Raw genomic sequence first — 13,029 nt, 5'->3', positions numbered from 1 at the left:
GAAAGAGGGATTGACGCACAGTGCTCGACGTCAACTTCTTCGACGAGCTGCGGATCGGCCTTGCCACCGCGGACGACATCCGAACCTGGTCGCACGGCGAGGTCAAGAAGCCGGAGACCATCAACTACCGCACCCTCAAGCCCGAGAAGGACGGACTCTTCTGCGAGAAGATCTTCGGTCCTACCCGGGACTGGGAGTGCTACTGCGGCAAGTACAAGCGTGTCCGCTTCAAGGGCATCATCTGTGAGCGCTGTGGCGTCGAGGTCACGCGCGCCAAGGTGCGCCGTGAGCGGATGGGCCACATCGAGCTCGCCGCTCCCGTCACCCACATCTGGTACTTCAAGGGCGTCCCGTCGCGCCTGGGCTACCTGCTGGACCTCGCGCCGAAGGACCTCGAGAAGGTCATCTACTTCGCCGCGTACATGATCACGTTCGTCGACGACGAGCGCCGTCAGCGCGACCTGCCGTCGCTGGAGGCCCACGTCTCCGTCGAGCGCCAGCAGATCGAGAACCGCCGTGACGCGGACCTCGAAGGCCGTGCCAAGAAGCTCGAGAGCGACCTGGCCGAGCTGGAGGCCGAGGGCGCCAAGGCCGACGTGCGCCGCAAGGTGCGCGAAGGCGCCGAGCGCGAGATGAAGCAGCTCCGCGACCGCGCCCAGCGCGAGATCGACCGCCTCGACGAGGTGTGGAACCGCTTCAAGAACCTCAAGGTCCAGGACCTGGAGGGCGACGAGCTCCTCTACCGCGAGCTGCGTGACCGCTTCGGCACGTACTTCGACGGCTCGATGGGTGCCGCGGCGCTGCAGAAGCGCCTGGAGTCCTTCGACCTGGAGGAGGAGGCCGAGCGCCTCCGCGAGATCATCCGTACCGGCAAGGGCCAGAAGAAGACCCGTGCGCTCAAGCGCCTCAAGGTCGTCTCCGCGTTCCTGCAGACCAGCAACAGCCCCAAGGGCATGGTCCTGGACTGCGTCCCGGTCATCCCGCCGGACCTGCGTCCGATGGTGCAGCTGGACGGTGGCCGCTTCGCGACCTCCGACCTGAACGACCTGTACCGCCGCGTGATCAACCGCAACAACCGCCTGAAGCGCCTTCTCGACCTCGGTGCCCCCGAGATCATCGTGAACAACGAGAAGCGCATGCTCCAGGAGGCCGTGGACGCGCTCTTCGACAACGGTCGTCGCGGCCGCCCGGTGACGGGCCCCGGCAACCGCCCGCTGAAGTCCCTCAGCGACATGCTGAAGGGCAAGCAGGGTCGATTCCGTCAGAACCTTCTCGGCAAGCGCGTGGACTACTCCGCGCGTTCCGTGATCGTCGTCGGTCCGCAGCTGAAGCTGCACCAGTGTGGTCTGCCCAAGGCCATGGCGCTGGAGCTCTTCAAGCCGTTCGTGATGAAGCGCCTGGTCGACCTGAACCACGCGCAGAACATCAAGAGCGCGAAGCGCATGGTCGAGCGCGGCCGCACGGTCGTGTACGACGTGCTCGAAGAGGTCATCGCCGAGCACCCGGTGCTGCTGAACCGTGCGCCCACGCTGCACCGCCTCGGCATCCAGGCCTTCGAGCCCCAGCTGGTCGAAGGCAAGGCCATCCAGATCCACCCGCTCGTCTGCACCGCGTTCAACGCGGACTTCGACGGTGACCAGATGGCCGTGCACCTGCCGCTCTCCGCGGAGGCGCAGGCCGAGGCCCGCATCCTGATGCTGTCCTCGAACAACATCCTCAAGCCGGCCGACGGCCGTCCGGTCACGATGCCGACGCAGGACATGGTCCTGGGTCTGTTCTTCCTGACCACCGACGGTGAGCTCCGTGACGTCAAGGGCGAGGGCCGCGCGTTCGGCTCGACCGCCGAGGCGATCATGGCGTTCGACGCCGGCGAGCTCGCGCTGCAGTCGTCCGTCGACATCCGCTTCCCGGTGGGCACCATCCCGCCGCGCGGCTGGGTGCCGCCGGTCGCCGAAGAGGGCGAGCAGGAGTTCCAGCCGGGCGACAGCTTCCGTCTGAAGACGACCCTGGGTCGCGCGCTCTTCAACGAGCTGCTGCCCGAGGACTACCCGTTCGTCGACTACTCGGTGGGCAAGAAGCAGCTCTCCGAGATCGTCAACGACCTGGCGGAGCGCTACCCCAAGGTCATCGTGGCGGCGACGCTCGACAACCTGAAGGCGGCCGGCTTCCACTGGGCGACCCGTTCGGGCGTCACCGTGGCCATCTCCGACGTCGTCGTGCCCGAGGCCAAGAAGGCCATCGTCGCGGGTTACGAGGCTCAGGACGAGAAGGTCCAGAAGCAGTACGAGCGCGGTCTGATCACCAAGGACGAGCGCACGCAGGAGCTCATCGCGATCTGGACCAAGGCGACCAACGAGGTTGCCGAGGCGATGAACGCGAACTTCCCCAAGACGAACCCCATCTTCATGATGGTTGACTCGGGTGCCCGAGGAAACATGATGCAGATGCGACAGATCGCCGGTATGCGTGGTCTGGTGTCGAACGCGAAGAACGAGACCATCCCGCGTCCGATCAAGGCGTCCTTCCGTGAGGGCCTCACCGTTCTGGAGTACTTCATCTCCACGCACGGTGCCCGTAAGGGTCTGGCGGACACCGCCCTGCGTACCGCCGACTCGGGTTACCTCACCCGTCGTCTGGTGGACGTCTCGCAGGACGTCATCATCCGCGAGGAGGACTGCGGCACCGAGCGCGGCCTCAAGCTCAAGATCGGTGTCAAGGACGAGACCGGTGTCCTGCGCAAGGCGGACGACGTCGAGACCTCCGTGTACGCCCGCATGCTGGCCGAGGACGTCGTCATCGACGGCAAGGTCATCGCGCCGGCGAACGTGGACCTCGGCGACGTGCTCATCGACGCCCTCATCGCGAACGGCGTCGAGGAGGTCAAGACCCGCTCGGTCCTGACCTGCGAGTCCGCGGTCGGCACCTGTGCCTTCTGCTACGGCCGCTCGCTGGCCACCGGCAAGCTCGTCGACATCGGCGAGGCGGTCGGCATCATCGCCGCCCAGTCCATCGGTGAGCCCGGTACCCAGCTGACGATGCGTACCTTCCACACCGGTGGTGTGGCCGGTGACGACATCACGCAGGGTCTGCCGCGTGTCGTCGAGCTCTTCGAGGCCCGTACCCCGAAGGGTGTCGCCCCGATCTCCGAGGCCGCCGGCCGCGTGCGGATCGAGGAGACCGAGAAGACGAAGAAGATCGTCATCACGCCCGACGACGGCAGCGAGGAGACGGCCTTCCCGATCTCCAAGCGCGCCAAGGTCATCGTGCACGAGGGCGACCACGTCGAGGTGGGCCAGAAGCTCACCATGGGTGCCACCAACCCGCACGACGTGCTGCGCATCCTCGGCCAGCGTGCCGTCCAGGTCCACCTGGTCGGCGAAGTCCAGAAGGTCTACAACTCGCAGGGCGTGTCGATCCACGACAAGCACATCGAGATCATCATCCGGCAGATGCTGCGCCGCGTGACGATCATCGAGTCCGGCGACGCGGAGCTCCTGCCGGGCGAGCTCGTCGAGCGCTCGAAGTTCGAGACCGAGAACCGTCGCGTGGTCACCGAGGGCGGTCACCCCGCCTCCGGCCGTCCGCAGCTGATGGGTATCACCAAGGCCTCGCTGGCGACGGAATCCTGGCTGTCGGCCGCCTCCTTCCAGGAGACGACCCGAGTCCTGACGGACGCGGCGATCAACGCCAAGTCCGACAGCCTCATCGGCCTCAAGGAGAACGTCATCATCGGTAAGCTCATCCCGGCCGGTACGGGCCTGTCCCGCTACCGCAACATCCGGGTCGAGCCGACCGAGGAGGCCAAGGCCGCGATGTACTCGGCCGTCGGCTACGACGACATCGACTACTCGCCCTTCGGCACCGGCTCCGGCCAGGCCGTCCCGCTGGAGGACTACGACTACGGCCCGTACAACGGCTGAGTCGGACACGAGCAGTAACCGCAGGGCGGTCACCCGAGAGGGTGGCCGCCCTGCGGCGTTCCTAGCCCTGGAGCTCCAGGTGGCGCTGGAGGTGGTGGAGGCGGGTGCGGGGCGGCGGGTGCGAGGAGAGAAGGAGTCGCAGGAGGCCCCGCTCGTCCTCCTGTGGTTCCGACATCAGGACTTCGGCGAGCGGGGGGCCGAATCCCAGCGCCGCGGCATGGCGATCGGCCCGCAGTTCCGCGCGTCGGCCGGCGGCTGCGATCAGCAGGGGCACGGTGACCAGCGCGGCAAGGGCCAACAGCAGCAGGCCGAGCCCGAGGGAGTGGGGCACGGTCCGGTACGTGAGCCACCCGACGAGGGCCGCGGGCACCAGCAGGGTGGTCGGAGCCGTCCGTCTCCTGCCCCGCGGCACCATGCGTACGAGGCCGACCAGCGCCTTCCAGACGAGCCTGCCGGGCAGTGCGTACCACCAGCTCAGCATTCGCGTCCACGCGTGGCCGCCCGCGTGGTGCCCCAGCTCGTGGGCCAGAACGGCAGCGAGCTGGGAGGTCGGCAGGGTCTCCAGCGAATGCCTGGTGACGATCACGAGGTGGCCGCCCGCCGCTGACGCGTTCAGTTCGTCGCTCTCCTCGACCCAGAGTTGGTAGCGGGTGCCGTCCACACCGGCGCGGGCCGTCACCTCACGCCATACGGGTCCCAGCAGGGCGGCCTCCTGCGGTACGGGGTGACCCAGCCGGAGCAGATAGCGGGCGAGCAGGGCCTCGGTGGGCCGGTGGAACGCGAGCACTCCGGCCGCAGCCAGCCAGAGCCCCGTCGGTATGCCGTACGGGACGCCGGTGACGTACTGCAGGCCCCGTGCCAGTAGCAGGACGAGGACCAAGCTGAAGAGGATGCCCGGCAGGTGGAGGACGAGCCTGGCGACGGCGGCGAGGTCCGTGACACGGTGGCGGGCCCAGTAGTGGACGCGGGTACCGGGGGCGTGCCGGTATTCGAGATCGTCGAGGGGCTCGGCATCCTTGGACATGCTCACCTCTTGTCCGGGTCGACAGGGGTCCGGCCGTAACCGGGCGGCAGATCCTTCGAGGACGGCGTGTCGACGGCCTCGGCTCCGGCATCCGCGGAGCTGCCCGGAAGCCGCTGGGTGAGGACCTCGCTCAGGGCGCGGAAGGCGTGCCGTCGAGGTTCGGCCAGCTCGTGGGTTTCGGCCTCCGCCGAGTCGAAGAGCTTGGTCACCAGCTCCAGCTGCGTTTCGACCAGCTGCCTCTGATCGTCCCGGAGGTGGTCCATGACCTCCTTGGTGGCCTCCGGGTGCTGGCTCAGGTACCAGGCCCAGGCCCGTGCTCCTCCCTGCTCCAGGTACTCCTCGTACAGGCCGATCTTCTGAGTCTGGAGCCGTAGCAGGGCTGCCCTGCGGGTCTCGCTCGCGGCGTCCTCCTGCTGCCCGAGCACCTCGCCGAGGACCTTCGCACTCGCCTGGTGCTCGATGTCCTGCAGGTGGAGCTCGTGGTCGATCGCCTGCTGGTTGCGGCGCAGACGCAGGGTCCAGGCCGTCTCCAGGCCGGCGGACGCACCCAGCACGGGCCAGCGGGCGGACTCGGCCAGCAGCTCGGCTTCGGCAGCCGCACTCCCGGTGAGGGCATGGCGCCGGGTGACACCGCGGGCGTGCTGTTCCAGCTCGTTCCGCAGCATTCGCGGTACGTCACGGATGCCGCTGCCGACGAACATGACCGGATCGAGCACGTGCCAGCGCAGCTCCACCTCGGCTTGGAATTCCAGGGCGTCGTTCGAGCTGGGCAGGACCAGCTCGGTACGCACGGGGTGGATGGCCAGGTCCACCTCGTAGACGGCCCGGTAGCGGCTGGTGGCTCTGGGTCGGTGGGGTGGGCGGAAGAGCACGTATTCGCCCCGTTGGGTGGCGTAGACGAGGCAGTGGTCGAAGCGGGCCAGGCGCTTGCGCCGAAGGTCCAGCCGGGCGAGCTGACGGACGCTGATCACCGGGTCGATGAGCTCGGTGTGCCGATCGGCGGTCTGTAACCAGTCGAAGTGTGCCGGGGACATGAAGGTCTCCTTGGGATCAGGGCCGGTGCAGTGCCAGGAGGAGATCGTCGGCGGCTGCCGGGCGCGGGCCGCCGTCGTCCCCGCGTACCGTCCGCAGGAGGTGCTGGATGCGCTGTTCGGCGGTCGCGCCGTCGGCCAGCTTCGGCAGCAGGTCGGCGAGGGCCCAGGAGGTGGCCTCGCACCTGTCGGCAGCCAGGACCCAGCCGCGCAGGACCTCCAGAGCTTCGGTGGTGAACGCGGGGTCACCCAGGGCGGCCCTCCACAGCCTGGGGATGCCGTGGGCCGCGGATGTTCCGTCGAGGCGGGCCCGCCTGTACGTGTGCAGGACGAGCGGCAGGTCGGCTGCCTCGTCCGCGGTGTGCCGGCAGGCGCCGAGGAACCCGGCGACGGAGATCCGGAACACCGAGCGGTGGTCGTCCAGGGTCCGCAGGACCTCGGAGAGGACGTCTTCGGCTTCGCCGGAGAGCAGCAGCAGCTCGACCGACTGCGCGAGTTCGTTCTCCAAGGGCCCGGGCTCGTCAGGGTCGTACTGCTTGCGAGCCTGCACGCGGAGCGCGGCGAGCGCCTGCCGGGGGCGTTCGACGCCCAGCAGGCCCTGGACCCGGATGCCCACCCAGGAGAGCCTCGGGTCGCTGTCGGCGGTCCAGCTGTCCGTGATCCGCAGGATGTTCGGAGCACCCACCCGATGGGCCAGGGTCAGGGCGCTCACCGCCCCGACCCGCTGCAGGGGGTTGCGTGACAGCGCCCAGGGGCCGATGACCAGGGCCATCGCGGACGGCAGGTCCGTGAAGGCGAGCGCCCCCACTGTGGCCGCGGCCCGGGTGCGGACGAAGGGGCGGCCGTCGACGATGAGCTCCCCGAGCCAGGCGACCAGGGCGGGACGGGCCGAGGGGTGGCCCGTCCACACTTCGCGCAGCAGGACGAAGGCGGTGCGGCTGTCCAGGAACTCGGCCTTGAGCTGCTCCACGGGACCCCACTCGGTCATTTCCCGGTCGGGGTAGGGCTTGGCCCGGGCCGTCCTCAGGCGGTTGACGATGTGGGTGCCGAAGACGGGGACGGCCTTGGGCAGGCTCGCGTTGACGGTTGCCTGGAGCCGCTGGAAGAGCAGGTCGCTGAGCTCGGCCGTGAGGGCGTACGGACCGGCGTCGAACGCGGCGAGCGCGATGAGGAACGCCTTCTCCCGCAGGTGGAGCGTGTTGTCGTCGGCCTCGAACCACCTCCGCACCTGCTCGTCCAGCAGCTCCGCGGACTTTTGCCGCAGAGCGTCCTCCCGGACTTCTCCCGAGAAGAAGCGAAGGAGCTGGCGGACGTACGCCACCACCTCGCGCGGCTGATGGGCGCGGGGCAGGAACTCGCGCACCTCGGCGAGCTCCAGCAGCCTCTTCGCAGCGGCCTCGCCGACCTCCCGCTCCAAGTGGGAACGCAGCAGGGCTTCGGTTTCCGGGGCGGTCCAGGCCCACCGGCGGACGTCGTCCTCGATCCAGGGCCGCAGACCGGTCGTGATCACGAGGTGGCCGCCGTGTTCCAGCAGGCGGTCGCGGAGCGAGAGCAGGTGCGTCTCGCGGAGCGGCTTGTCGGGGGAGGTCACCAGGTCGCACAGCACGTACCCCGATGCCCCGCCTTTCGTGAGCTGGTCGGGCAGCGAGCCGTGAGCGGTTCCGCGGTCGATGGCGTGCACGGGGGTGGCTCCCGCCCGCCGCAGCAGCATCAGGGCGGCGGTACGGCGACCCGTGTAGGGGACGCCGGTCAGCACCAGGACCCGCTGCTCACGAAGCCGCTCCAGGAGCTCCTCGAAGGGGGTGCCCTCGGAGACGAAGGTCAAGGCCAGCCGGTCCAGCTCCTCGGCCGGGATCTCCCCGGAGGTCCGGCTGGGGCTGGAGGCCCCGTAGTAGTGGTGCTCGGTCTTGGTGACGTTGCCGTTGATCTCCCCCGCGACGACACCGCTGTTCCTGCCGGTGAACCGGGCTGAGGCCGGGGCGTGGAGGCCGATGTCACGCAGGGTGTCCCAGGCCCGTTGGGGCGGGGCTTCCTCCTGCTGCTGAGCGGCCCTCTCCTCTGGGCCCTGATCGGTGCCGTCCTGCTCACCGGGGTCGGCCGGCTTGGCCGGGTCCGCCGTGGGTTCGGCCGTCTCGGCCGGGGCGGTCATCGCCGGTCACCCGGGGCCCCGTGGAAGGTGACGCCCCCGTTGATCACTCCGCCCTGAATCATCGGCCCGTCGATCCGGCCCGCGACCACCCCGCTGTTCGTACCGTGGAATTCGACCGAGCCGCCGCTGTCGGCGGGCTCCCGCTCCTGCTGTTGCACAGGCGGGGTGTCCCGCGTGGGCGCTTCGGTGGCGGCCCCCGCGGGCAGCGGTCCGTGGAGCCAGGCCTTCAGCGGACCGTTCTTGCTGTCCACGGTGATGGGATGGAAGGAGTCCGCCGGAATGCCCTTGTGATCGTGGCGGACGATCCCCGTGTGGACGGACTCGGACACGCACAGGGCGATGTCCGAGTTCTCCTCGCGCAGCGCGGCGCGCAGGGTGTCGGCGTCCAGGAGGCGGCAGGCCTGGTTGAGGTCGGTGCCGACCCAGCCGTCGATGGCGTCGACGGTGACGAAGCCGGTGGCCACCACAGCGCGCAGCCTGATCTGGGCCGCGCTCGACGCCATGCGGTTGACCTCCCTCAGCTGGGCCGGAGCCTCGGTGAGCAGGACCCGCAGCAGGAGGGGCAGCGAGGCGTTCGCGTCGATCATCACCAGCACCCCGTCACCCCGGTCGGCGCGCAGGTGGAGGGTCTGGTCGATGCCGGCCGTCTGCAGGACGCGTTCGACGACGTCGTAGAGCATGCGGCGCAGGTACGCCTGCTCCACGTCATCGCGGTCGCTGAACTTTTCGATGTCGAGCAGGAGCAGGGTGCGGTTGAGCGGGTGTGTCATGTCTGCCTCTCACGGTCGAGTGCCGGTGCCGCACCAGGTTGGGGGTGGGGCGGGACGCGGCGTGAGGGCAGAAGACGCACTGCGAGTGTGACGGTGTGCACTGACCGGTCAGGTGTCGAGATGGCCGATCCGGCGCAGGACGTGCGGCTGGACGATCACCACCGTGCGGCGTCCGGTGGAGACGACCCCCCGGTCCCGGAAGTCCTTGAGCTGCCGCTGCACCATCTCGCGCGACGCGCCGACGGCGCCGGCCAGCTCCTGCTTGGTCAGCGGCACGGCGATCTCGACCCCGGCCCCGGTGGCGCGGCCGTGCGTGCGGGACAGGTCGAGCAGCAGGGTCGCGAGACGTTCACGCACGCTCATCGAGGCGTGCGCCAACTGGCGCTGGTCGGCCGCGCGGGTGCGGTCGGCGCTCAGCCCGATCAGGGTGAAGGCGACGGAAGGGCATCGGATCAGGAACTCGCGGAAGGCGCGGTGGTCGATGGCCAGCGCCCGGACCCGCTCGAGCGCCGTGACGGTCGCCGACCGGGGGCGGCCGGTGACGGCGGCGGATTCACCGACGATGTCTCCGGGGCCGCGCAGCGCCAGCAGGGCTTGATAGCCCGTGGCCGCCGAGGCGGTGACCTTGGTCCAGCCCGTGAGGATGAGCAGGACGTGCGTCGAGGGCTCGTGCTGCTGGATCAGGGGAGTGCGCGGCCCGAAGTGCAGCTCGCGACCCAGCTTGCGTAACGCCGTACTGTCCTCGTTCTCCAGACGGGCCAGGAACGGGACGCGGTCGTCCAGTCCACCGTCGCCCGGAAGGTATGCCGGATCCATTGGCCCCCCATCAATCGCGGGCGGTCAATGTACTGGCCACCGGGAAGGCGCGGCGGGGGATCAGCGGATTTGGCGGCGGCGCCTCAGGTGACCGGCCGTCGTGACCGAGGTCAGGGTGAGGAGGGCCAGGGCGGCGGCTGCGAGGCCCGGGGAGAGGCCCTTGGGGGTGAAGGTGCAGGAGAGGGTGCGGGTGGTCGGGGTGACCGGGAGGGAGAGGAGGCCGTGGAAGTCGCGGATCGGGGCCGAGCACTGCCAGCCGGGGACGTTCGTCACCGCGAGGACGGCGGTGCCGGTGGTGTTCGGGGGGAGGGTGGCCTCCAGGGTGTGGCCGCCGGTGCGGACCGAGGTGGCGCCGGTCGACTTCAGGGTGCTGACGGCGGTCTCCAGGGCGGTGCGGTCCAGGCAGCCGATGGGGGTCGGGCCGGCGGTGGCGTTCTCCGTGCGGGTCTCCACCGTCGCGGTGACCTCGCCCGAGGCGGGGACCGGGCCCAGGGGGACGACGCCCGTCATGCGGTCCTCCAGGGGGCGGGTGGAGTCCGGCGTGCGGAGGGTGCCGTACAGGGCGGGGGAGTACCAGTAGGCCTGGGAGCCGGGGGTGCACCGGGCGGCGTACGTCTGGGTGGTGGGGGTGCCCGTGCGGGTGGTCCGCGGGACCTCGTACACCGTCGCGCCCAGGACGTTCTCCTGGTGGGCGTAGACCGAGTCCGCGGGGTTGGGCGAGGTGTAGGTGGTGGTGCGGAGGGTGACCAGGGGCGGGGCCGGCTGCTTCGTCGCCGTCCAGGTGTTCGGCTCCGTGCCCGGGCGGACGCGGGCGCCGATGGAGAAGATCGCGTCGAGCACCGGGTTGTCGGCGCCGAAGAAGGTCCGGCCGTCGTTCTTGAAGCCGTAGCCCAGCGGTTCCAGGGCCTTGTAGGTGGCTTCCGGGAGGTAGCTGCTGTAGTACTGCGGGCCCTCCGCCCGCAGGGCGAGGGCGTCGTTGTACGAGGTCTGCGGCGCGCCCGAGTCCGTCCGGTAGGCGGGCCAGCCGTCCACGCTGCGGACCGCTTCGTAGTGGTTCGTGATGGAGCGGTTCGAGGTCGGGACGGGGGCCGCCCAGCGCTCGCGGGAGCGGCGGGCGTCCGCGTTGGCCGCGGCGACGGTCGATTCGGCGAAGACCACGCCGGTCATGAGGAGGGCGGCCAGGGGGAGGAGGGCCCGGTGCCGGTCCGCCTGGGTGAGCAGGAGCAGGGCCAGCAGGGACGCGGCGCCGCCCGCGAGCACGGCCGGCCAGGTCCAGCCGCCGAAGTCGTTCGTGTGGCGCAGGAGGAAGGTGGCCAGCAGGAGCAGGCCGGCCGACAGGGCCAGGTGGAGGGGGCGCGGGCGGTTGGCCAGGGCGAGCCAGGCCAGGACGACGACCATCCCGCTGAACACGAACGCCTCGCGGTACGGGTTGCCGTTCGGCACCGCCAGGCCGTGCCACACGTACTGCGTCGGGGGGAACTGGAAGGAGACCAGGACGAGGAGGGTGGCCGCCGCCCACGTCAGGCGGGTGCGGGCCGCGATGCGGGTGTTGAGCAGGAAGCCGCCCGCCAGGATCAGGCCCAGCGAGGCCACGTACAGGCGCGGACGGCCGCCCCACAGGTGCGTGGCCGGGAGCATGCCGGACAGGAAGATCTCGATGCGGACCGGGTCGAAGGCTCCGGCCTTGGTGGGCTGGGCCGCCCCGCTGGACAGGAACGACGGCAGCAGGAGGGGGAGGGTCAGCAGGATGCCGGTGGCGGCGGCGGTCGCCGCGCGCCACAGGGCGCGCAGGCGCTGGGCGCCGGTCAGGTCCAGGGTGACCAGGCGGACGGCCAGCAGGACGCAGGCGGCCATCGTGGCCATCATGGCGGTGTAGAAGTTCCCGAACCAGGCGAGGGCGACCAGCAGCGCCACCCCCGGCCAGCGGCGCCCCTCCAGGCACCACTCGACGGCGATGCCGAGCAGCGGGAGGGCCACCAGGCCCCAGAGCCACATCGGGATGTACGAGGCGTCGCTGAGGGCCCAGCCGCACAGGCCGTAGCAGGCGCCGAGGACCCCGCGCTGCCACCACGGGCCGGGGTGCAGCTTGCCCAGGTAGACCGTCATCACCGCGGCCGCGGTGCCCATGGTGACCGGGGTGATCACGAAGACGGCCAGGTCGACGTGGTCGCGGGGCACGAGGACGGCCAGCCAGGAGAAGGGGTTGCCCAGGTAGGTGTAGTAGTCGGACAGGAACTGTTGTCCGAAGCCTCCCCGCCAGGTGAACAGCACGTCGCCGGCGGCCTGGCCGTGGACCAGGTCCCACAGGGCGCGGTGGAACGGGACGTACTGGTTGGCCTGGTCGTTGATGGCCCGGCCCTTGTTCCCGAAGGGGAAGGTGCCCCGGGCCGCCCAGGCCGCGCAGAAGGCGCCCGAGGTGACGAGGAAGGCGAGCAGGGGCCCGTACAGCCGGGAGAGGGCGGCGCGCCGCCGTGACGTGGGGGTTCGGCCGCCGTCGGGGGGCGGGTTCTCCGCCGTCGTCGGCTGCGGTGTGACCGTCCCCAATGTCCTGCTCCTGGCGCTCGTACGTTTTGGACTGACTCGCTGGGATTCGCTGGGCAGTGTAGTTCGCCCTCCCTACCACGCCGGTGCGCGGTCCGCGCGCCCGGCCCTTCCCGGGCCGTCCCGCCCGTGCGGCGCCTGAGCTGTGCGGTCGTCGCGGCGGTGGCGGGGCGGCTTATGTTTTGACCGGAGTGGATGCGGTGGGTACGCTCAGACCTTGTGCCTGGGGTGTGCCTGGGCTCCCGTGCGTGTCCATCAACCGCACGCGAGCGTCAACGGCCACCGCGATCCACGCGTCTTTCCGCATGTGCGGGGAGGTCCGCCGGATCCGACACACCCGACCGCGTGGGTCGGCAAAGTTCCAGGTTAGCTTCACTACACGGCACACAGAAACCGGAGAAGTAGTGCCTACGATCCAGCAGCTGGTCCGCAAGGGCCGGCAGGACAAGGTCGAGAAGACAAAGACCCCCGCGCTCGAGGCCTCGCCCCAGCGTCGCGGCGTCTGCACGCGTGTGTTCACGACCACCCCGAAGAAGCCGAACTCGGCGCTCCGTAAGGTCGCGCGTGTGCGTCTGACCTCCGGCATCGAGGTCACCGCTTACATTCCGGGTGAGGGACACAACCTGCAGGAGCACTCGATCGTGCTCGTGCGTGGTGGCCGTGTGAAGGACCTGCCGGGTGTTCGTTACAAGATCATCCGCGGTGCGCTTGACACCCAGGCTGTCAAGAACCGCAAGCAGGCCCGCAGCCGCTACGGCGCCAAGAAGGAGAAGTAAGA

The 13,029-nt window shown here is 70.0% G+C and carries 8 protein-coding genes; 2 read left to right on the top strand and 6 right to left on the bottom strand.

Annotated elements, in window-relative coordinates:
* Positions 1–20 precede the first annotated feature (20 nt).
* Positions 21–3,920: a DNA-directed RNA polymerase subunit beta' gene (locus tag ABD973_RS12815; RefSeq protein ID WP_007265891.1), complete on the top strand. Its 3,900-nt coding sequence runs from the start codon at positions 21–23 to the stop codon at positions 3,918–3,920.
* 61 nt (positions 3,921–3,981) lie between these two features.
* Here ABD973_RS12815 and ABD973_RS12810 read toward each other — a convergent pair whose 3' ends face one another.
* From ABD973_RS12810 to ABD973_RS12785, 6 genes are all read right to left on the bottom strand, one after another.
* Positions 3,982–4,944 (bottom strand): M48 family metalloprotease, encoded by a 963-nt coding sequence (locus tag ABD973_RS12810; RefSeq protein ID WP_345500136.1) that lies wholly within the window; start codon positions 4,942–4,944, stop codon positions 3,982–3,984.
* A 2-nt stretch (positions 4,945–4,946) separates the two neighbouring features.
* Positions 4,947–5,978 (bottom strand): hypothetical protein, encoded by a 1,032-nt coding sequence (locus ABD973_RS12805; RefSeq protein ID WP_345500135.1) that lies wholly within the window; start codon positions 5,976–5,978, stop codon positions 4,947–4,949.
* Between the two features lie 16 nt (positions 5,979–5,994).
* Positions 5,995–8,124, bottom strand: coding sequence for a hypothetical protein (locus tag ABD973_RS12800; RefSeq protein WP_345500134.1), 2,130 nt, complete (start codon positions 8,122–8,124; stop codon positions 5,995–5,997).
* Positions 8,121–8,894, bottom strand: coding sequence for a hypothetical protein (locus ABD973_RS12795; protein WP_345500133.1), 774 nt, complete (start codon positions 8,892–8,894; stop codon positions 8,121–8,123). The genes ABD973_RS12800 and ABD973_RS12795 overlap by 4 nt, the downstream gene beginning before the upstream one ends.
* Before the next feature lie 108 nt (positions 8,895–9,002).
* Complete coding sequence (locus ABD973_RS12790; RefSeq protein ID WP_345500132.1) at positions 9,003–9,710, bottom strand: Crp/Fnr family transcriptional regulator; 708 nt, start codon at positions 9,708–9,710, stop codon at positions 9,003–9,005.
* 60 nt (positions 9,711–9,770) lie between these two features.
* Positions 9,771–12,254: a YfhO family protein gene (locus tag ABD973_RS12785; protein WP_345500131.1), complete on the bottom strand. Its 2,484-nt coding sequence runs from the start codon at positions 12,252–12,254 to the stop codon at positions 9,771–9,773.
* Positions 12,255–12,655: 401 nt separating this feature from the next.
* Between ABD973_RS12785 and rpsL the strand changes: the two genes are divergently transcribed.
* Positions 12,656–13,027, top strand: coding sequence for a 30S ribosomal protein S12 (gene rpsL / locus ABD973_RS12780; RefSeq protein ID WP_007265893.1), 372 nt, complete (start codon positions 12,656–12,658; stop codon positions 13,025–13,027).
* Positions 13,028–13,029 lie beyond the last annotated feature (2 nt).

This window comes from Streptomyces racemochromogenes, from assembly GCF_039535215.1.
GTDB lineage: Bacteria > Actinomycetota > Actinomycetes > Streptomycetales > Streptomycetaceae > Streptomyces > Streptomyces racemochromogenes.
This window is presented reverse-complemented; position numbering and strand designations above follow the sequence as displayed.

Coding starts and splice junctions, on each gene's coding strand:
- ABD973_RS12805 (WP_345500135.1), bottom strand. CDS start 5,978: ATGTCCCCGGCACACTTCGACTGGTTACAGACCGCCGATCGGCACACC.
- ABD973_RS12795 (WP_345500133.1), bottom strand. CDS start 8,894: ATGACACACCCGCTCAACCGCACCCTGCTCCTGCTCGACATCGAAAAG.
- ABD973_RS12790 (WP_345500132.1), bottom strand. CDS start 9,710: ATGGATCCGGCATACCTTCCGGGCGACGGTGGACTGGACGACCGCGTC.
- ABD973_RS12800 (WP_345500134.1), bottom strand. CDS start 8,124: ATGACCGCCCCGGCCGAGACGGCCGAACCCACGGCGGACCCGGCCAAG.
- ABD973_RS12810 (WP_345500136.1), bottom strand. CDS start 4,944: ATGTCCAAGGATGCCGAGCCCCTCGACGATCTCGAATACCGGCACGCC.